This is a genomic window from Holdemania sp. 1001302B_160321_E10, from assembly GCF_015552275.1.
In the GTDB taxonomy this organism is placed as follows: Bacteria; Bacillota_I; Bacilli_A; order Erysipelotrichales; family Erysipelotrichaceae; genus Holdemania.
The window spans coordinates 173,213-193,379 of sequence record NZ_JADNEM010000002.1; the positions used below are offsets into that span (position 1 = coordinate 173,213).

The 20,167-nt window shown below is 51.4% G+C and carries 19 protein-coding genes; 4 read left to right on the top strand and 15 right to left on the bottom strand.

Annotation, left to right across the window (positions count from 1 at the left end; genetic code table 11):
* Positions 1-57: 57 nt before the first annotated feature.
* Positions 58-1,971, top strand: coding sequence for an FAD-dependent oxidoreductase (locus I2D94_RS02025; RefSeq protein WP_195395438.1), 1,914 nt, complete (start codon positions 58-60; stop codon positions 1,969-1,971).
* A gap of 263 nt (positions 1,972-2,234) precedes the next feature.
* On the opposite strand, the gene I2D94_RS02030 is transcribed toward I2D94_RS02025, so the two are convergent.
* The 6 genes from I2D94_RS02030 to I2D94_RS02055 form a co-directional block, all read right to left on the bottom strand.
* Entirely contained in the window at positions 2,235-3,023 is a 789-nt protein-coding gene (locus I2D94_RS02030; protein WP_195395439.1) for an HAD-IIB family hydrolase, read from the bottom strand.
* A gap of 134 nt (positions 3,024-3,157) precedes the next feature.
* Positions 3,158-3,640: a PssE/Cps14G family polysaccharide biosynthesis glycosyltransferase gene (gene pssE / locus I2D94_RS02035; protein WP_072684940.1), complete on the bottom strand. Its 483-nt coding sequence runs from the start codon at positions 3,638-3,640 to the stop codon at positions 3,158-3,160.
* Positions 3,640-4,110, bottom strand: a complete 471-nt coding sequence (pssD, locus tag I2D94_RS02040; RefSeq protein WP_072684939.1) for a PssD/Cps14F family polysaccharide biosynthesis glycosyltransferase — start codon at positions 4,108-4,110, stop codon at positions 3,640-3,642. Before pssD ends, pssE begins: the two co-directional genes overlap by 1 nt.
* A gap of 54 nt (positions 4,111-4,164) precedes the next feature.
* Entirely contained in the window at positions 4,165-5,871 is a 1,707-nt protein-coding gene (gene ptsP, locus I2D94_RS02045; RefSeq protein ID WP_195395440.1) for a phosphoenolpyruvate--protein phosphotransferase, read from the bottom strand.
* An 11-nt stretch (positions 5,872-5,882) separates the two neighbouring features.
* On the bottom strand, positions 5,883-6,110 hold the full coding sequence (locus I2D94_RS02050) for a phosphopantetheine-binding protein (protein ID WP_006059269.1): 228 nt from the start codon (positions 6,108-6,110) through the stop codon (positions 5,883-5,885).
* A gap of 32 nt (positions 6,111-6,142) precedes the next feature.
* Positions 6,143-6,475 (bottom strand): MG284/MPN403 family protein, encoded by a 333-nt coding sequence (locus I2D94_RS02055; RefSeq protein WP_195395441.1) that lies wholly within the window; start codon positions 6,473-6,475, stop codon positions 6,143-6,145.
* Between the two features lie 235 nt (positions 6,476-6,710).
* Here I2D94_RS02055 and I2D94_RS02060 point away from each other — a divergent pair, with 235 nt between their 5' ends.
* Together I2D94_RS02060 and I2D94_RS02065 are read left to right on the top strand one after the other, a co-directional pair.
* Positions 6,711-7,361 carry a hypothetical protein gene (locus I2D94_RS02060; protein ID WP_195395442.1) on the top strand — a complete coding sequence of 217 codons (651 nt, stop codon included), beginning with the start codon at positions 6,711-6,713 and terminating at the stop codon, positions 7,359-7,361.
* A 171-nt stretch (positions 7,362-7,532) separates the two neighbouring features.
* Entirely contained in the window at positions 7,533-10,553 is a 3,021-nt protein-coding gene (locus I2D94_RS02065) for an EAL domain-containing protein (RefSeq protein ID WP_195395443.1), read from the top strand.
* A 244-nt stretch (positions 10,554-10,797) separates the two neighbouring features.
* Here the strand turns inward: I2D94_RS02065 and nudC are convergent, their stop codons facing one another.
* The 8 genes from nudC to I2D94_RS02105 all read right to left on the bottom strand — a co-directional run bounded on the left by nudC (position 10,798) and on the right by I2D94_RS02105 (position 17,115).
* On the bottom strand, positions 10,798-11,628 hold the full coding sequence (gene nudC / locus I2D94_RS02070) for an NAD(+) diphosphatase (RefSeq protein ID WP_195395444.1): 831 nt from the start codon (positions 11,626-11,628) through the stop codon (positions 10,798-10,800).
* Between the two features lie 53 nt (positions 11,629-11,681).
* Complete coding sequence (locus tag I2D94_RS02075; protein WP_195395445.1) at positions 11,682-12,125, bottom strand: hypothetical protein; 444 nt, start codon at positions 12,123-12,125, stop codon at positions 11,682-11,684.
* Between the two features lie 152 nt (positions 12,126-12,277).
* Positions 12,278-12,625 (bottom strand): DsrE family protein, encoded by a 348-nt coding sequence (locus I2D94_RS02080; RefSeq protein ID WP_195395446.1) that lies wholly within the window; start codon positions 12,623-12,625, stop codon positions 12,278-12,280.
* A 77-nt stretch (positions 12,626-12,702) separates the two neighbouring features.
* Positions 12,703-13,242: a ClbS/DfsB family four-helix bundle protein gene (locus I2D94_RS02085; RefSeq protein ID WP_072684932.1), complete on the bottom strand. Its 540-nt coding sequence runs from the start codon at positions 13,240-13,242 to the stop codon at positions 12,703-12,705.
* 349 nt (positions 13,243-13,591) lie between these two features.
* Positions 13,592-15,043, bottom strand: a complete 1,452-nt coding sequence (locus I2D94_RS02090; RefSeq protein ID WP_195395447.1) for a glycoside hydrolase family 1 protein — start codon at positions 15,041-15,043, stop codon at positions 13,592-13,594.
* A gap of 21 nt (positions 15,044-15,064) precedes the next feature.
* Positions 15,065-15,433 carry a PTS lactose/cellobiose transporter subunit IIA gene (locus tag I2D94_RS02095; protein WP_229056718.1) on the bottom strand — a complete coding sequence of 123 codons (369 nt, stop codon included), beginning with the start codon at positions 15,431-15,433 and terminating at the stop codon, positions 15,065-15,067.
* 85 nt (positions 15,434-15,518) lie between these two features.
* On the bottom strand, positions 15,519-16,763 hold the full coding sequence (locus tag I2D94_RS02100; RefSeq protein WP_195395448.1) for a PTS sugar transporter subunit IIC: 1,245 nt from the start codon (positions 16,761-16,763) through the stop codon (positions 15,519-15,521).
* A gap of 22 nt (positions 16,764-16,785) precedes the next feature.
* Positions 16,786-17,115, bottom strand: coding sequence for a PTS sugar transporter subunit IIB (locus I2D94_RS02105; protein ID WP_195395449.1), 330 nt, complete (start codon positions 17,113-17,115; stop codon positions 16,786-16,788).
* 195 nt (positions 17,116-17,310) lie between these two features.
* Here I2D94_RS02105 and I2D94_RS02110 point away from each other — a divergent pair, with 195 nt between their 5' ends.
* Complete coding sequence (locus I2D94_RS02110) at positions 17,311-19,206, top strand: PRD domain-containing protein (RefSeq protein WP_195395450.1); 1,896 nt, start codon at positions 17,311-17,313, stop codon at positions 19,204-19,206.
* 343 nt (positions 19,207-19,549) lie between these two features.
* On the opposite strand, the gene I2D94_RS02115 is transcribed toward I2D94_RS02110, so the two are convergent.
* Positions 19,550-20,134 (bottom strand): AAA family ATPase, encoded by a 585-nt coding sequence (locus tag I2D94_RS02115; RefSeq protein ID WP_195395451.1) that lies wholly within the window; start codon positions 20,132-20,134, stop codon positions 19,550-19,552.
* Positions 20,135-20,167 lie beyond the last annotated feature (33 nt).

Below are 20,167 nucleotides of genomic sequence, written 5' to 3' on the forward strand. Positions count from 1 at the left end.
CAGGTCATGTTCAATTTTTATCATGATAAAATATGAACATAAAGGGAGGAAAATGAAATGAAAAAGCTGTTAGCACTCGCAACGGCGGCCTTTTGCGTTCTTAGCTTAGGCGCCTGCGCAACCACCAACGGCGGCACGTCTGCCCCGGCAGCCGGCGGTTATACCTTCGCGGATACCGTGAAATGGGATGCGGAATATGACGTCGTCGTCGCCGGCTTCGGAGCGTCCGGAGCCGTAACTGCCAAGACGGCCGCAGAGAACGGCGCATCCGTTCTGATCGTCGAGAAATGCACCGAGGGGGAAGCTGGGGGCAACTCCAAGGTCGCCGGCCAGCTGTTTGCCTATGGCAACGGCAATGTGGAAGAAACGAAGAAATATTATCAGGCGCTGGCCGGGGATACGGAAGTTCCGGAAGCCTCGCTGGACGTCATCGTTAACGGCGTCGCCAACATGGCGGAAATTCTCGTCAACGATTTCGGTTTAAACAAAGACGATTTTGTCGACTGGACGGGATTCCCGGTCATCGGCGTCATGTCCCCGGAATATCCGGAATTTGAAGGTTCCGAGACGGTCGGCTTATGGACGACGCATATGGGAACCAGCGATTCTCATCTGTATCAGATCTTAAAAGAACAGGTCGTTAAAAACGCAGACAAGATCGACGTCTGGTTTGAAACACCGGCAACTGAACTGATTCAGGATCCGATGTCCGGCACGATCATCGGCGTGAAGGTAACCCGTGACGGCCAGGAAAGTCATATCCGCGCCCTCAATGGCGTCGTCTTATGCACCGGCGGCTTTGAAGACAACAAAGAAATGGTTCAGAACTATATTGGTCTGACCGACTATGCCCCGATCGGCGGTCTATACAACACCGGCGACGGCATCAAGATGGCGCAGGCCGTCGGCGCCGATCTGTGGCACATGCATGTTTACGAAGGCGGCTTCGGCTTAGGCGGCGTTTCTTTCAACGTCGAAGAAGGCCAGCGCGCTTCGCAGATTCAGGTCTTAAGCCAGGGGCCGCTGAACACCGGCGCGCTGGTTCTGCTAGGCATGGATGGCGACCGGTTCGTCAACGAATCCGTTCCAGTCCGGCATGGTCATGTCTACATGAACGGCACATGGCATAACCCGACGTATCCAGATAAAATGTGGACGGTTTACGATCAGACGCAGGCCGATCTGATTGCGGAAGCGGAAGCCATTCCGGAACAGTTCCGTGCTCAGGTCGTCGAGGCTTCCTCGCTGGAAGAGCTGGCGGAAAAGACCGGCATGAAAGTGGATCAGCTGAAAGCGACGATCGCGAATTTCAACGATTACGCCAAGCAGGGTGTTGACGAACAGTATCACCGCGATGGGGAAACGATGCGGCCGTTCGACGGCACAAAGTATTACGCCTTCCCGGTCAAAGCCGAAATTTTGAACACTCAGGGCGGTCCGAAGCGCAATGAAAACGCCGAAATTCTGGACGTCAAGGGCAACCCGATTCCGCATCTGTATTCCGCGGGCGAAATGGGCGGCATCACCTCTGAACATTATCAGGGCGGCACCAACCTGGCGGAATGCATCATCTTCGGTCAGATCGCAGGCAAGAACGCTGCAGCGGCCAAGGACGCACTGCCGGAATACACGCTCGCGCCGAAGGTGGAATCCACGCCGACCAAGCTGGGCGAAGTCACCGATCTGAACAAAGAAACCAGCTACGAAACCAAGGATAACGAATATATCGGCGAAGGCACCGGCATGGGCGGCAAGCTCGTCGTCAAAGTCACGATGGACGGCGACAAGATCGCTAACGTTGAAATCGTTGAACATTCCGAATCCGAGAATATTTCTGATCCGGCTATCGAACAGCTGCCAAAGGCGATCGTTGAAGCTAACGGAACAGAAGTCGATACGATCTCCGGCGCGACGGTTACTTCCAAAGCAATCATCGAAGCGGTCAACAACGCTTTAGCTCAGGTAAAATAAGTTTCAGCTTCTGATCTTGTTCCAGGAAGCAAAGCAGCGGTCTGCATCAGGCCGCTGCTTTTTTTATCTTAAGATTCAAAACGTTCGCTCAGCCTGCGCCTGCAGGGCCTTGTAAACGCATACTATCCCATGTCTGAAATCGCTGAGGCCCTTAAAATACACGTCCTCGCAGTATTCGTTGTCCGCTCATTCATGGAGTGAACACAAAGATCTCCCAAAAAAAGACCGGATTTTGATCTGAATGATCAGCTCCGGTCCGGAATTCAATTTGATCGAGACGGACTTTCCAGATAGTCCAGACATGCGTCAACGGTATCGAACAGTCTGCTTGCGGCGGCTTTGACTGCTTCCACACCCGAGCTCATCGCAAAGCCGTTCAATCCTTCAATCATCGGAAGATCGTTATAATCGTCGCCGATGACATACACTTCGTTTGCTTTCAGCCAGGCTGCCGCCGCTTCAACGCCGGTTTGTTTCGATACACCCCGGGCGACGATATCCAACGTGCCGCGGTTGAGATAGCTTTCCACCGCGTCGCCGAACTTCTCCTGAATTTCCGCCTGCATCTCCGCCATCCGGCCGCGGTCGCTGATCCAGGCCGCCATCGAGATCATCCGGCCTTTCGCCAGCACCATGGCCTCGCTGATCGTTTTGGCGAAAAACTTTTCCCGCCGCTCTAACGAACGCGGACTCTGCACGATGTGCTCGTTGACATGATAACCGCTGTCCTCGCCATTACAGAAGGTAAATGATTCAAAATCCGATTGTTTCAGATATTCAATTAAAGCGCAGGCCCGGTCAAACGGAATCCAGTGCGCCGCTAAAATGTTCTTTTCACGATCCGCAATCAGCGCGCCGTTGGAACAGATGAAGACGTCCGGGTCGACCTGATTGTGATGCGCTTCGTCAAAAATCGTATTTAACGCGCGGCCGGTCACAATCCCGAAGCGATGTCCATGTTCCTGAAACCGGGCGACCCGCGCGGCGGTCCCCGGGTCCACCTGCGGCGCTAACCGCAGCGTTCCATCATAATCCGATGCTAAAAATTTCATAAAAGTTTCTCCCCCTGTCGTTGAATTTTTACAGTCTTCGCCTGCCCGATCGTTTTCTTTAAAATGGTTGAAATTCACATTTCATTTCCACCGAAGGCCGCAAAAAAACAACGTTCTACCGTCCTGTTTTTTGCTTACGCGTTTGTCTGAATCCAGTTGTCGATCAATTCGATCATGTTCGCGGTGTTGCTGACAACGGGCTTCGGCTGAAATGTCTCAGCCTGCTTCAGCACCTCGCCCAGCCGGTCGAAATCGTGCAGCGCCAGCAGATACCCCTGCCGCTCAAAGCTCGACACAATCTCCGTCTGATGGTCGTTGTGGTGTTCGTGATATTGTGCCAGCCGCGGCGCGGCGATGATCTTTTTTCCCAGCCGCAGTCCGGCCATAATTGTCCCCACTCCGCCATGCGTGATCAACAGATCGCATTGGGCCAGCAGCTGATCAAACTGTTCCATCGGAATCAAATCAAACAGCTTCATCTGTTTGGATTCAAAGACCGTGCAGCCGGCCTGGACGATGACTTCATCGTTGATCGTCCCCTTCTCCAGCTGTGTTTCAATCGCTTCCAACAATCGCGGGAAGGCTTTGTCCTGCGTACCTAATGTTACTAATATCATTAAAAAATCCACCCTCCCATCACAGCGTTCGGATACAGCTGCAGCATTGATTCCCATTGGACGACAAACAGATCGGCGATCGGATAAACCAGCTTGCCGGCTTCCGTCTGCGTCGTGGAATTGGCGAACGTCTCAATCCAGATCACTTTCTTTTTGAAGAAATGTGCGATAAAACACATCGGCACCGCGGTATGCGTTCCGGTCGTAATCACGACGTCCGGACGGATGCGGATAAACAGCGCGAAGCTTTTGAGGATATTCCACGCAAAAATAAACAGATACGGCAGCAGATGCTGCTTTGTGCCGTAAGCCAGATAATGCATACGTTTTCCATATTTTTGTTTTAAGGAAGCATTCGATTTTGTCTTTTCCGTAACTAACGAAGCTTCGTAGCGTTGAAACAGCGGCTCCAGCTGCAAGAGCTCGGTTAAGTGGCCGCCTGTTGAAGAAATAAAGAGGACTCTTTTCATGGTCTATCACCTGCGCATAAAAATAAAGAGTGGAGTTCCACTCTTTATTTTACATTATTTTAAGCTGTTTTTCACTAATTCTGTAACTTCTTTGAGATTGCTGCACTGCAGGGCCTTTTCCGCCATGATTTCCATTTCCTTTTTGGACAGGGAACGGATCATCTTGCGGGTGCGCAGAATGCTGGAAGCGGACATGGAGAATTCATCCAGGCCCAGGCCTAACAATACCGGCGCCGCCAGCTCATCGCCGGCCATTTCGCCGCACATGCCGACCCACTTGCCTTCCTTGTGCGCGCCGTCGATCGTCATCTTGACCAGACGCAGGATAGACGGGTTCAGCGGCTGATACAGGTAAGAAACCTTTTCCGACATCCGGTCGGCCGCCATGGAATACTGAATCAGGTCGTTGGTGCCGATCGAGAAGAAATCGGCTTCCTTGGCGAACTGATCGGCCAGAACCGCAGCTGCCGGAATTTCAACCATCATTCCGACTTCGATATGATCGGAAACGGCAACGCCTTCGCTGACCAGCTTCGCCTTTTCTTCTTCAAACAGGGCTTTGGCCTGACGGAATTCATCCAGCGTCGCGATCATCGGGAACATGATGCACAGCTTGCCGTAGACTGAAGCGCGGATTAAAGCGCGCAGCTGAGTTCTGAAAATATCAGTTCTGTCCAAGCACAGCCGAATCGCACGGTAGCCTAAGAACGGGTTCATTTCTTCCGGGAACGTGAAGTATGGCAGCTTCTTATCACCGCCGATATCCAGCGTCCGGACGACGACCTTCTTGCCGCCCATGCCTTCCAGAACCGCTTTGTACGCTTCAAACTGTTCTTCCTCGCTTGGGAAGTCCAGTTCGCTGTCCATGTATAAGAATTCCGTGCGGTACAGGCCGACGCCTTCGCCGCCGTTGTTCAAAACGCCTTCAACATCCTTCGGCGTTCCGATGTTGCCGGCCAGTTCAACTTCATGACCGTCCATCGTCACGCTCTTGGCGTCTTTGAGAACCTTTAACGCTTCTTTTTCAGCCTTGAACGCTTCCGCCTTGGCTTCATATTCTTTGACCTGTTCCGGCGTCGGATTCAGAATAACCTGACCCGCAACCGCATCCAGAATCAGCAGATCGCCCTGGCTGGCCTGTTCCATGATGCCGGCGCAGCCGACAACAGCCGGAATTTCCAGGCTTCTCGCCATGATCGCGGAATGCGACGTGCGGCCGCCGGTCGCCGTGGCGAAGCCTAATGTATACTGCTTATTCAGCTGGGCGGTATCGGACGGCGTTAAATCTTCCGCCACGATGATGACTTCTTCATCAATCGTCGTCAGATCCGGGATGACCGCGCCGACGATGTTGCATTTCAGACGGAATGTAACGTCTTTGACATCGGCAGCTCTTTCCTTGAAATAATCATTGTCCATTGACTCAAACATGGAAATCATCATGTTCGCGACGGTTTCCGTAGCGAATTCCGCGTTGCAGCTTTCATTCTTGATCATTTCCTCAATCTGTCCGGACAGTTCCGGATCGTTCGCCATCATCAGATGAGCGTCGAAAATCGCCAGCTCTTCCTCCGAAAGTTTTCCTTCCGCTTTCGCCTTGACCGCTTCAATATCTGCCTGCGTCTTGACCAGGGCAGCCTGGAACTTCGCGACCTCCGCCGCGCTGTCACATTCCTTCTTCTCGATATTCAAGACCGGCTGTTGGAGCTTATACACTTTTGCGATAGCGATTCCTGACGATGCTGCGATACCTTTTAACATACTGCTTCCTCCTAATTTGATATCTCTTGCGACAAATCCAGCACATCCTGAACGGTACTCAGTTTCAGCATGGCTTCATCCTCAAAGGTCAGGTTCATTTTTTCCTCGAAATTTAAGAGAATTTCCACCAGATCCACGGAATCAATGCCCAGCTCTCTGAGGTTGGTCCGGGGTGTAATTTCGGCGTTGTCTTTCACCTTTTCAGCCAACAAGGACCTCAACAGTTCAAACGTTTCCATCTTTCCACCTCTACAGGAAATGATATCATTTTTTACACGTTCAGGCAATCCATAAATTCATGGATCGCCCGCTGGCGAAGCCGGTAAAACGTGCTTTTCGGATAGTAATTATAGAACCAGCCGTCAGCGCTTTCATCCAGAAATTCCCGGACGATGATTTCACGATAGGTTTCCGGCATCGCTTCCAGCGCGCTTTCGTACAACGCAACGGTCAATTCATCGCATTGCTGCTGGTCTTTATGCTCCTGCTTCTTCTCCGGCGCAAGAAAACGGTTCAGTCTCAGGCGCTGACATGATTTGCGGTAACATTGGGTCAGATATCGGATTACCCCTTCCTGTTCGCGGCTTTTGAGCGGTTTGTTCATGGCGTATCCTCCTTCCGGGATTTTATGCCCGCTATTATACTTATTCGCGCAATTTCGCGAAATTCCTTGTTTTTTCTCGTTTATCGTAAATTTTTTTATTTCCTGCGGACTTTTTCACTGATTTTCCAGCTTAAACTTTACAAATTGCCGATTTTCCGGCTCCTGTACAGTTTACAATACGGTTTCATCGTGACAATTATTCCGGTTTAGATTACAATAATGACGGAGGTTTCACATGAATAAAACAACGATATCCATACCTAAAATACTCATTTCCTTAATCGTTTACTTCACCCTGCCGCTCAGTGCGGCCTGGCTGAACCAGTTCGTCGATTCCATGACGATCACGTATACGTTAATCTTCAGCGCTGCCGCGTTGGTTTTAGTCAGTCTGAACTGGGATGTTTTCAGTCTGCACCTGCGCCGGTTTACCGGAAATATCAAAGACGGCCTGTTGTTTACGGTCATCTGCTTCATCGCAATCGTTCTTCTGCAGTTTGCCTCTCGTTTCGTCCTGCATCCGGGACCAGTAGAGCTGGAACGCGAAATTCTGCTTCACTACACCTTCTTTATCCCAGTGATGGTCCTGGCCTATTCTGTCTGTTACGCCCTCAGCTTTACGCTGGCATTTAAGATTTTTGTCGACCGGATTCACCTGCAGGTCAGCGAGTCGATGACAATTCTGATCTCCGGCTTCCTGTTCGGCTTTCTGTGCACGGCCAGTCTGCTTCCTGCAACCTTCGATCTGTTTGTGCGGCAGTTTGGTTATTTCTTTTTAACCTCCACGCTGGCTTCCTATGCGTACAACCAGACCCATTCGATCATCCCGATGACGCTGGCCTATTCGCTTGTTCTGCTTGGGAACATTCTATTGATTTTGCTCTAATTTACCCTCGTCTTGCAAAGCAGCGGAATTTCCGCTGTTTTTTTATTGTCCGATAAAAGAAATACGCTGAAATAAGCACAAATAAGGAAGCGTGAATTGTTAGGAATTCCCCTTTTTCAGGGAAATTTGCTATAATGAAACCAGTCGTATTGATGACCGGAGGGCTTGCTCATGACAACATCCTCTTTCAATGATGAACACCGTTTACCCGCCTCCATTCTTAGCGTGGATTGGAACGATTGGATCACGTTTCTGCACGCTCAGGATGCGCCCGCAAAACTTGCGGCGCTCCAGCGGATGCTCAAACCGCTGGTTCCTGATGAAATCACGCTGTTTTGCCGTTCAGATTCCGTCTGGACGTGCTGTTGGGCAGGGGCAGACAGAAAATCCTGGCCGGACGAAATCACGCCCGATAACGCCTGGAATACCTTATCCGATTTAACGCTGCTTCCCGGCGGTAAAACGATCTGGCTGAAATTGTCACAGACGCCGCCGACGCTGCTCAAGCTTTGCCGCACGCAGCCCTGGTCAGCCGCTGACTGCGCCTGGATTGATCCGCTGCGCTTTCTCGCCTGCGCTCATGCCAACGCCTTCGGGCAGCTTCAAAGCCGGCATCATGAAATCCGCGTTTTTCATCAGATCCTGGATCAGATTCCCACGCACTTATGGATCGCGGATGCCAAGACGTATGAAATTCTATTTATGAATCGGGCGATGAAAGCAGCTTTTCAGCTGGATTCTCCCGAAGGTCAGCCGTGCTGGAAAATCCTTCAGCGTGAAATGAATGGCCCCTGCCGCTTTTGTCCTCTGCCGGATCTGCTTTCTCAGTCAAAGACAGCCCTGCCGCAGAAACAGGGGGATCAGATAAACACGCTAAACCAGCGCATCTATTGCAATCATGATAGTCTGATCCCCTGGATCGACGGACGGCTTGTCCATTTTCAGCATGCGATCGACGTCACGGAATCCCACCGTCTGCGATTGGACGCCGATACCGACGCCTTGACACTGATTCCCAACCGGCGGGCTGGTCTGCGCAAGCTGGAAGAACTGCTTGAACAGGTCGGACAAGGCGAGCTCAGCATGACGGCGGCGATGCTGGATATCGACCAGCTTAAAATGGTGAACGATCAATTCGGCCATTTGGAAGGCGATCTTTTAATCTGCCAGATCAGCCGGACGATCGCGTCCCTGCTTCCCCAGGAGGATTTGTTTTTCCGGCTGAGCGGCGATGAGTTTATCCTCGCTTTCGTCAATCAGACGACGGATATCGGATCCGCCTTACTGAATCAGGCTCAGCAGCGGCTGCGTCAATGGGGAGAAACGGAAAAGAAAGCCTACCGCTGCAGCTTCTGCTTTGGATTGATTCCGGTCAATGCCGGCACCCAGCTATCCTGCAGCACGCTGCTCTCACAGGTTGACGACGCGATGTATACGCAGAAGCGGCTGCTTCACATCCAACTCAAGGAATCGGAAAAAGCGCAGATGCAGCTTGCCGATTATCATGGGGAAGTTTCATTCCGCTACGATTCCGCTTATTTATATGATGCGCTGGTGGAAAGCACCGACGATTATATCTTTATCAACAACATGCACGACGATGTGTTTCGTTATCCCCAGGCGATGGTTGAAGAATTCGGCCTGCCCGGTCAGATTGTACGCAACGCCGCGGCGGTGTGGGGTGAAAAGGTGCATCCCGACGACAAAGCGGCATTCTTGGAAGCCAACCAGATCATTCTGGACGGCCGCGCCACCTCGCATAATGTCGAATACCGCGCCCTGAACCAGCGCGGGGAATGGGTATGGGTCCGCTGCCGCGGCAAGGTCATCTTTGATGATAATGGAAATCCCGTGCTGTTTGCCGGGTTGATCTTCAACCTGAGCCGGAAAAACAAAACTGATCGGATTACCGGTCTGTTCAATAAAATGGTCTACCGGGAGGAAGCGCAGCGGCTGTTAAGCCGGCGCCCGGATACGCCCTTAGCGATCATGCAGCTGGGATTGGATGATTTCAGGCACGTCAACGATTTATACGACCGCAGCTTCGGCGACGAAGTCCTGCGCATCAGCGCTCAGCGGATCATGAGCCTGCTTCCGGAAAACGCCGAAGTTTACCGGCTGGACGGCGACGAGTTCGGCATTTTGATCAGCGGTTGTCAGACTGAAGAAATCCGCAAAATCTATAAAAAACTGCAAACTGCCTTTGATCAGCAGATGATCTACGAAGGCCAGCGCTACTATTGCACCCTTTCAGCCGGCTGCGCGGTTTATCCACAGGACGCCAAAGTTTTTTTAGAGCTGGTCAAAGCGGCCGGCTACGCGCTGGAGCAGGCCAAGCTTAATGGAAAAAACCGGCTGGAATTTTTCACCCGGCAGATCCTGGCGCGCAAAATCCGCTCCCTGGGCATCATTGAAAAGATGCGCGAATCCATAGCGCAGGAATATGCCGGATTCTTTCTCATGTATCAACCGCAGGTCAGCGTCACAACCGGCCAGTGGATTGGCTTTGAGGCGCTGGCCCGCTGGCAGAAGGCGCCGTATGGCTATGTTCCGCCTGACGAATTCATCCCGTTATTGGAAGAAAGCGGCATGATCGTTCCAGTCGGCCGATGGATTTTCCGGCAGGCTTGTGAAAAATGTGCACAATGGTCCAATCGGGAACCGGCGCTGACCATGAGCATCAATTTATCCTACCTGCAGTTGACGGAACCCGATTTCATTGATTATATGCAAGAGACACTCGCCGCAACGCAGGTCGATCCGCACCGGATCATTGTTGAAATGACGGAATCGGTGATCGCCTCGCGCGCTCATGCCTTAGAACATCTGTTCCAGCGAATTCATGATCTGGGAATTCGGATTGCGATGGATGATTTCGGTACCGGATATTCCAGTCTGGAAATGCTGAAGAAGATGCCGGCGGATATCGTGAAGATAGACCGGGCCTTCGTGCACGGCGTCGACGCCAGCAATTTCGATGAATCGTTTATTCAGTTCATCGTGGCAATCTGCCACAAAGTCAACATTGAGGTTTGCGCCGAAGGGGTGGAAACGGAAGCCGAATTCCAGATCTTATATCCGATGAACGTCGATACGATCCAGGGGTATTATTTTGGCAAGCCGATGCTTGAGAATGAAGTCGAGCAAAAGCTCCGTTTGATGGAAAACGCCGAATCCGGCGGGATGCGGTAAGAACGGCCGATCCGGGCTGGACGATGTGCGGACGGATTGGTAGCCAGGCGGAAGCAACGCTTCCATTCTGTTTTGCTTTCGTGCCCGGCAGGAGTATGCTTTTCTTAATTCAGGTGGCATAATCGAGATAATGAAAACAGGGTTAAGTCCCTGTTTTCATTTGCGGTCGTTCTTCTTTTCCGGATCAATTTCCCCTGGCGATCAAGCGGGACATCGTAAACTGTCCGGCCGCCAGTGTCAGCGTCTATAATCGTCCCTGACGAAAAGTTTCGATCATCTGATGACCAAGACTTAACGGATCCGGATTTTCCAGAATTTCTTCCGGTTTCATCCAGCGGGCAGCGGCAATTTCCTCCGCCTGCAGCGTAAGCTGCGGACTGCCGTCCAATTCAGCGGTAAACGCCATCATCTGCGTCGAGGAAAACGCCCAGGGTTGTGAACCATAATAGCGCAGGTTCTTCACTCGCAATCCGACTTCCTCCGCGACTTCCCGCACTACCGCCTGTTCCAGCGTTTCGCCGATTTCAACGTAGCCGGCAACCAGGGCCATCCGCCGCCCTGTCGAATGGCCCTGCACGACAAGCAGCCGGTTCTGGCTGCGGTCGATCACCGCCGTGATCACACAGGGCGAGATCTGCGGATATTCGACATGGCCGCAATGCGGACAAACGCGGGCCCGTTCCCGCTGACTATCGCATAACGCGTAGCCGCAGACACCGCAAAAGCGCCGGCTTTTCCGCCAGCGCTGCAGCTGAAGCGCGGTAATCCCGGCCATTGCCAGTGAATTCGGCTTCAGCTCACGGAATCGGGCTGCAGGGATCCACTCCAGAGAAGGCAGCTCTAACGCAGCTTCATTTAAAAAATAGGCCTCTTCATCAATTCTGAACAGATAAACCAACGACTGCGCCGCCGCTGCTGAAAACGGCAGTTCCGCAAACTGGGGAAAGTCCAGCCCGGCTGGCCGCCGGATCATCGCAGCCTGATCGTTCTGAAACGTCAAAATTCGGTCGGTTGCCCGGGGCGTCCGGGGTTCGTATTGATTGTAAAAGTGATGCGGATTGATTTCTTCGATCATGATTGCCTCCTGAGTATCATCAGGATTATATCATATTCATCCCAAAAAAGGCGTTACCACCAGAAAAAGACCCGCGGGCCGCGCAGCTGCAGCGTCGCGGCAGACGCCAGATGCAGCGACAAACGAAGCTGTTCCGCCCCCGCCGGGATAGGGCGGCTGTGATATTTCCATTGCCAATCCGGGCCGGCGATCAGGGAAATTTGTTCTTCCTTCACCAACTCTCCGTTCTGTTTCTGATACCGCAGCCTGATCTGAACCGGCACCCTGCGGTTCGCCCGCATCCAGGCGCTCAAATGCAGCTCGCTGCGGTCTTTGACCCAGATCGGCAGCGCATAGTTCAGCTGTGTGTTTCGGTTGCGTCGGGTATGCGACATCACGCACGCATGATAGCCCTGAGTTGCCGGGTCCTGCCAGCGGACATTTCCCTCATGCGTGAAATATAACAGGGAATCGTCAGGACCGGGACGAAACTGCGCGTTGTGCAGATGATTCATCATAATGAGATCCTCCTTTAGAAATCCATGATTTCCTATCCCATCGTATGATCGCCGGATCATTCCTTCTAAGCGATTCGCCGTCCGCCAACAGAAAAAGATCGCGAAGTTCCGCGATCCGTTCTTTCTTCCGTTTTTCCCAGCGGACGATGGCGCTATGGCTTGATATAGGCAAAACCGGCCTGCTGCTTTTGAGCTAGCTCAATAACCCCGGCGGGAACCACCAGCGTCTTTTCTATCAAATCCTTTGGGTCCAGCGCCTGAGCCCGCAGAGCGATATGACAGGCCGCAAAGACAACGCCTTCCGCTTTAGCCTGCGCCATGATGACATAGAGCGAATCAGACAGAATCCCTGGCAGATATCCCCGAACGGCCGGGCCGTTGGCCAGCACCTCAATTTCATAATCCTTTTGATTGTGCTGCAGCCAGTCCAGCATGTTGCGGACATTGCCCAGCGCCATCGCCCAGGCCTCCATCGCATCGACATGATAAATCACTTTCATGCTTTCGCCTTCCTTCTGTGTTCTATTGTATCACAGTCGAAGTCAAAGCCGGCAAAGTTGCATTCCGCAAGGAAAAATCAAGCCTTGCAGTTTTTGATATGGGCTTTCAGCTTCTTCATCGCCCAGTCGTAATGGCTGGACGTACAGCTGATGAAATAGGATCCCAGCGTGCTGCCGCCGACCCAGGCATAGATGCCTTTGGCAAACAGTTGCTCGTTGGTGAAGGTTTCGGCCAGCGCCATGACGGCCTTATGCGACTGATCCAACTGTTTCCTGGCCTGTTCCAGCGTCGTTGCCTGATGTTTTTTCCAGAAGCCGACATTCATCACGCCGTAGGTTTTCCAGTTATAGGGTTCAGGGATAAACGGCCTGGCCTCGCCTTTTTGATTTGCGTCAACCCAGTTTAAGAGCAGCTGATGCCATTCATAGAGGTGAATCAATACATCTTTCAAGTTCTGATCCCGTTTCCAGTGCGCTTCCTTTTTCTTTTCGTCATGCTCAAAATGGAACGGCGTATTCAATTCAGTTTCCGTCATGGTATCGATCAGGTTCAGCAGCTTTTCATAATTGGTATCCGCAGCGAGAATCAAGTCTTGTTTCGTTGTTGGCCGGCTCATCGTATTTCCTCATCCGTTCCTGCCCTAAAGCTCAGGGAACGCTTTCTATTAGTAAGTTTATCATACAATATGAAAGTTGACATCTGTCTGTCAGATTCAAATGAAAATCAGGAAAATTTATCCCCCGATTCTTTATTCTTTCATTCGGCCGTTTATTTCGGATTTTTCTTAATCCGATTTCTTTCATCCCGCAGTTCTGTTTCTTTTCAAATTCATTGACTGTCAGCTTGAAAAAGGAAAGACCCTGCGGTCTTCCCGCAAGTTGTTTCTGCTGGGCAGCCTCACGCCGCCAATCTCGGTTTCCTTTCCTTCTTTTGTCAACAAAAGGCCTTCTTTTATCTGAAAATTATCACAGCTCCGATCCCCGGCTGGCAATCACCTTCTGATACCAGGCAAAGGAATCCTTTTTAAACCGGTTGCCCGTGCCTTTTCCGTGATCGTCCAGATCGACGTAAACAAAGCCATAGCGCTTGCTCATCTCCGCCGTTCCGGAGCTGACCAGATCGATCGGTCCCCACGGCAGATAGGCCAAGACCTTCACCCCATCCTGCAGCGCTTCGCCGACCGCCTGAATATGCTGACGCAGATAGTCGATGCGGTAATCGTCGTGCACCGTCCCATCGACAAAAACATCCTCATAGCCGAAGCCGTTCTCTGCGATCATGATCGGTTTCTGATACCGGTCCCAATACTGGCTGATCGCGTTGTACATGCCAAGCGGATCGATCGTCCAGCCCCAGGCGTTCGCCTTTAAGTAGGGATTCTCGCTGATCGAAGCCGGGTCCATCGTGTTCTTCTGCGAATCGAGTGTGCGCGAATAATAATACGAGAACGCCAGGAAATCGAGCGTATTTTCCTTTAAAAGCGCCTTATCCGCTTCCGTGATATCCACGTGAATGTCGTTCTCTTTAAAGTATCTCAGCATGAAGCCCGGATACTCCCCGCGCAGCGGCACATCGGCATAGAAATACTGCATCCGGACCCGCTTCATTGCAAACACAATGTCCTCCGGCCGGCAGGTCGCCGGATAGTAGGTGCAGTCCGCCAGCATGATGCCGATTTGAATTTCGGGATTGATCTTCTTCGCATACGCTTTAATCTGAGCATTGCACAGGAACTGATGATGAATCGCGATATACTGATCCTCAATCAGATTCTCAGTTTTATCCCGCAGAATCCCCAGCGACTTAAACGAACAATACTGAACCAAGTTCGTCTGGTTAAACGGAATCCAGTATTTGACAAGATGACCGTAGCGGTCTAACAGCACCTTGGCGTAGCGGACCATGAATTCGATCAGCTGCGGATTCTTGAAACCGCCGTATTCTGTCAACAGCGGCAGCGGGATATCGTAATGAAACATCGTGACGATCGGTTCCATGCCGGCGTCGATCACCTCGCGGATCACCCGGTCGTAAAATTGCAGGCCCTTTTCATTCGGCTCCCGCTCATCCCCGCGGGGAAAAATCCGCGGCCATGCGATCGAAAACCGGAAGCTGTTCATGCCCATTTCCTTCATCAGCGCAATGTCTTCCTTATAGCGGTAATAGAAGCCGTTCCCATAACGCTTCGGATAGTACCCTTCCTGATCGGCAACAGCCGCCGCCAGGGTCGCGCTGGTATGTTCGTTTTCCACCAGCTTCTTCCGGTAGCGGATCCGGTCCAGCTGATCGTTGTATTGATGGATGTCCGATGTGGACAGACCGCGTCCGTCTACATCGTAAGCCCCCTCGATCTGACAGGCCGCCGTTGCGCCGCCCCACAGAAAGTCCTGTGGAAACTTATATTTCTCTTTTTCCATCGGGTTTCCTCCTGTTTTGAATTACTGCGGACCAACGATCAGTTCGTACAGCTCGATCAGCCGCTTGATCTGGCTGACCTCGCACATCGTCGTCATCAAATGATCCTGGGCGTGAGTAAACAACAGCGACGGCACGTGCGCCAGACCGCGGGCTTCCTCCTGAATCACCAGCGTCTGAGCCTGGTGCGCTTTCAGGATGCCTTCGGTTTCCGCCTGTTCCATTTTTGCGTAGGCTTCTTTGAATTTCTTTTCTTTGGCCAGCTGAAACGCTTCGTCCGCCAGGGTTTTCGCGCTGCCCGAATGCAGGATGATCTGCATCGCCACCTGATTTAAGTCAATTTCTGAAACCTCCGTCGGTTCCAGCGGTTCCTCGTTTGAATATGTCATCATGTCGATCCTTTCTTTATGAAAATAGTCGGAGCTTGAAGTTATATCAGCCTTCCGGATGAAGGGATTGCCGGTCAGTTCCGCAGATTTAACCGTTGAGCGCTTCACTCTGTTCCTCGGCAATCCGCTGTTTCTCATAGACCTTAAAGAACGGATACCAGGTTGCCAGATAGATCAGGAATAATACGACGTAGACCAGAATCGCCCGCAGATCCTCGGTGATCATCACGCTTGAAAGCGGCGCAGGAATCTGACCGACCTGAATCATTTTGGACGGGATATTCAATAACCCGCTGCGCATCGTAAACCACACGACCAGCGGCCCGGTGATCGAATTGATCCACATCGGCACCATCAGCAGCGGGTTCATGACGATCGGGGCACTGTACATGATCGGCTCGTTAATATTGAAGATCGAAGGCAGAATTGTCAGCCGGCCAACCGTTTTCAGACTCTTGGATTTTGAGAAGCACATCAACAGATTCAGCGTCAGCGTTGCGCCCATGCCGCCCATCGTGATCAGACCGGCCGTAAACACCGCTTCGTTGGTTGCGATGTTCATCGGCGCCAGCCCGGCTTCCACCGCGGCAATGTTAGCGGCGATGCCGGCCATGAAGATCGGCGTTTTCACACCGTTCCACAGCCAGTGCGAAATGCCCAGCGTATAGAAGAACGTCATTAAGAAGATCAGCAGGACGAAGCCCGGCAGCGTCTGACCGAAGTTCTGAATCGGCGAGAAGGCCAGCAGCACCAATGCGAACAGATCAATATTCAGATAGAAGGTTAAGAAGACGGTCAGGCCGATCGAGGTGATGATCGGAATGATATTCTGAACCCAGCCGATCACAAAATCCGGCAGGCTGGAATCGCCCAGCGGATTGAGTCTGCCGACCAGGTGAAACAGAATCGACACCATGTAGCCGGCCGCGATGCCGACGATGATGCCGGTTGGACCGAAGCGGTTGAACTCAACGCTAAACATGCCGTTGGCGTCGATGACCGGCTTGATAAACATGATGAACACGGAAATCGCGGTTAATCCGGCATTGATCGTATATTGGGTATGGCCGAGCTTCTCCATCATCTGGTTGGCGACCATGAAGGCGGTCAGCAGCCCCAGCATGCCGAAGGAGAAGTTGATGATGCGGATGAAGTTCGGCAGCGCCGGAATGGTCGAGCGCAGAACATTATACAGATGGATGCAGGATCCGGTCAGAATAAACGGGATGATCTTCTGCATCGAACTGGATAAGGCGGCGACGACTGGTTTCTGTGAGAACTTGTTCATCGTTGGCGTAAAGGAATTGGTCAGCCAGTTCATAAAACGTTTCATAATCTTTCCTCCCCTGGTGAAATCAATGGTTTTCCTGGCGGCTTTGATGCAGCTTTATCGCCAGCTCGATCAGCTTTTCGCCATCCAGACTGCCGTAGACCTTCTGCGGAATGACGCCGACCGCAACGTTGTAGGGCTTAGCCAATTCCGTGAATTTAGCCTTGAAGTTTTCATAGTGCGGGGCCAGCAGCAGGACGTTGATCTTCGGCAGATACAAAACCGCCTCGGTTTCGCTCTTGGCTTCAATTTTTACGTTAAGGCCTTTTTTCTTGGCGACCTTACGCGCGCCCTGAGCCAGAAAGCCGCTGGACAAGCCGGCGCCGCAGCACAATAAGACTTGAATGGGTTCCATATTTTTTTCTCCTTCCCTCACTCGCAAATTCATTATAATTTGTCTGTCCTTTCCCCTCAACCAGTCCTTTGCCCGCTGAGGTGCATGTCCGACAGCTCAGGCCAGGACCTCTGCACCCTGCGGTGAAGGGGAATGAATTGAACAAGAATATCTTTACCTTTATAATAAGATCATAGGAAAAAGGCCGGTGAGAGTGTGACGATCAACAAAAAGAAAAATCTGATTCTTTATTTATGGGAACAGAACGTCCCCTGCACGGCCGCCGAGCTGGCCGACGTCTTAAACGTCTCCGTCAGGACCGTTAAAATGTACGTCAAGGAGATCAACGCGCTTGCGCATCAGAAGGTTGTGCTTTCCTCCAACAAGGGATACACTGCGTTAAAAACTAGCGATCTGTCATTTCTGGATGAACCGCAGACCTTCGCGATGAGCTATGCGGAGCGTTCCGTCTATATCATTAAGAAAATTCTGATCGAACACCGGCCGCTCAATACCTTTGATCTGTGCGACGAATTGTTTATCAGCTATTCGACGCTGAAAAGCGACCTGGCGAAAATGAACACGCTGTATCAGAGCTTTCACGTGCACTTTTCGACGCAGAACGATCTGATTCAGATTCAAGGCTCAGAGAAAGACAAGCGCACCCTGCTTTCAAGCATCATCCGGCAGGAAACGCACAGTCGGATTCTGGATCTGGACACGTTGAAGCAGTCGTTCAGTCCCGCGGAAATCGAAAAGATCTCGCAGATTCTCAACGACTTTTTCAAGCAGGGGACGTACAATCTCAATAACTTCTCCTATACCAATCTGCTTCTGCATTTTGCGATTCTGATCGAGCGGGTGAAAACCGGCAATTCTTTATCGGAAATCCGCGAGATCATGACGAAAAATCCGGACGAGCTGGCGTTGGTCAGACAACTTTCCGACCGGATTGAGCAGGATTTCAGTATCACGCTGAACGCCTGTGAAAAAAATGAGATTTATATCTTTTTTAAGACGAATATCAATTATCTGGTCGATTCCAATTATGACAAACTGCGGGAAGTAATCGGCGAAGATGTGCTGGACGTGATCGTGAAAATCATGGCGGAGGTTTCGCAGCTGTATTCGATCGACCTGAAGCATGAGAGCTTTATCATCCCGTTCGGCCTGCATATCAAAGCGCTGATCACGCGGGCTTCCTTAGGAAAATATAACCGCAACCCGCTGTCGGAGAAAATCAAGCAGGACTGTCCGATCATCTATGACATCGCTATTTTCATCGCGCTGCGGCTATCGGAGATTTACCAGGTTGCGATCGCGGAGGATGAGGTCGCCTTTATCTTCCTGCATGTCGGCACGGAAATCGACCGCCAGAATTCCTCGTACGATAAGCTGAAATGTGTCCTGTTGTGTTCCGATTATCTGGGCCTGGAAACGAAGATCTATGATCAGTTGATGCAGGACTACGCCGATGAGATCACGATTGACGCCGTTGTTTCCAGCTATGAAGAACTGGAAAGACAAACGTTTGATCTGTTGATCACGATGATTCAGGATGAGCGGAATTATAACTATCCTTCGCTGTTGATTCTGCCGTTTCAGCTTGATAAACAGAAAAATGAGATTCGGGAGAAGATTTATGAAATCCAGCAGGCGAAAAAGAAAGAGCTGATTTTTAATCATTTCGATCATTACTTCCATCCGGAGCTGTTCTTTGTGACCGAAAATGGAAGCCGGGAAGACGTCATCCAACAGGTCTGCGATAAAATGGAGGCACTCGGCTATGTTTCCGCTTCGTTCAAATCGTTTGTCAAAAAGCGGGAAAACGCGTCATCCACAGCCTTCGGCAGCATTGCGATTCCCCATTCGGTGCACATGGACGCCTATCAGACCAAGATCGGCGTGGCGGTCAGCCGCGGCGGAATAACCTGGGGAAGCAATCTTGTCAACGTCATGCTTCTGATTGCGATCAACAAGTATGACAAGCAGATTCTTCTGACGATCAATGAATCGATTTTGTCCCTGTTTGAGAACCCGGAAATTCTCAGCCGGGTAAAAAATACGTCCAGCCTGGCGGAGTTCAAAGCAATCCTCCTGCCGAATCTCTAGAAACCGAAATTTCAGGCTGATGAAAACACAGAGAGAAGAATGAGGGTTATTATGATCATCTGAACAAATTTCATGAAAGTCCGGCAGCGAAGAAAAATCCCGGCGAAAAGATCTCTGGAACTTTTTCAAGAAAATAAAGTTTCTTTCGCCACCGAGATCGCGGCTCGAATCAGACTATTCAAAGAGATGCCATTTCGATGATTCACCCATGACTGTCTGGAGGACAACTGCGATTTCCGGGCTGATGTCATCTTTTTCCAACGCAAAAAAAGCGAGGTAAAAACCGGAAGCTGGCTCCCTGTTTACAAGCAGGAATTCCATGCCTCCGGCATTTTAAACGATATTATTTTGTTTGCGAGCCATGCCAGTTTTGAGCGGCGAGCACAATCAGATCTTTGGCCAGATCCAGACCGATCGAACTGTTGATCATCAGATCGTAGGACCCGCTGTCGCCCCAGTTTTTATCCGTGTAATACTCATAATAAGCCTTGCGCTCCTTATCCGTCCGCAGCACCAGCGCTCGGATATCGCGTTCCTTGCGGTTATAAAACGTCTTGACTCGCTCGATCCGGTCCGGCAGCGGCGCATTGATAAAAACGCTCAGAATCTCCTTGTCCCGTAAAACATAATCTGCGCACCGGCCGACGATCACGCACGGCTGCACCGCCAGCTGCTGGATGATTTCGGACTGCGTCATAAACACCTGAACGTCAATCATCTGCGTTAAACTGAACAATGGATTGCTCAGCACGGAACGCTTTCTTTCTTCATTTCTGACGACTTCCTCTGAAAATCCCGTCTGCGCCGCGGTCATCGAAATGACCTCTTTGTCATAATATGGAATTTCCAGCGCCTCCGCCACCTTGCGCGCAACGTCCCGTCCTGCCGATCCATATTGACGGCTGACGGTGATGATAGGTAATGTCATGCCTCTCTTCCTCGCTTCCCTCACTCTTGATGA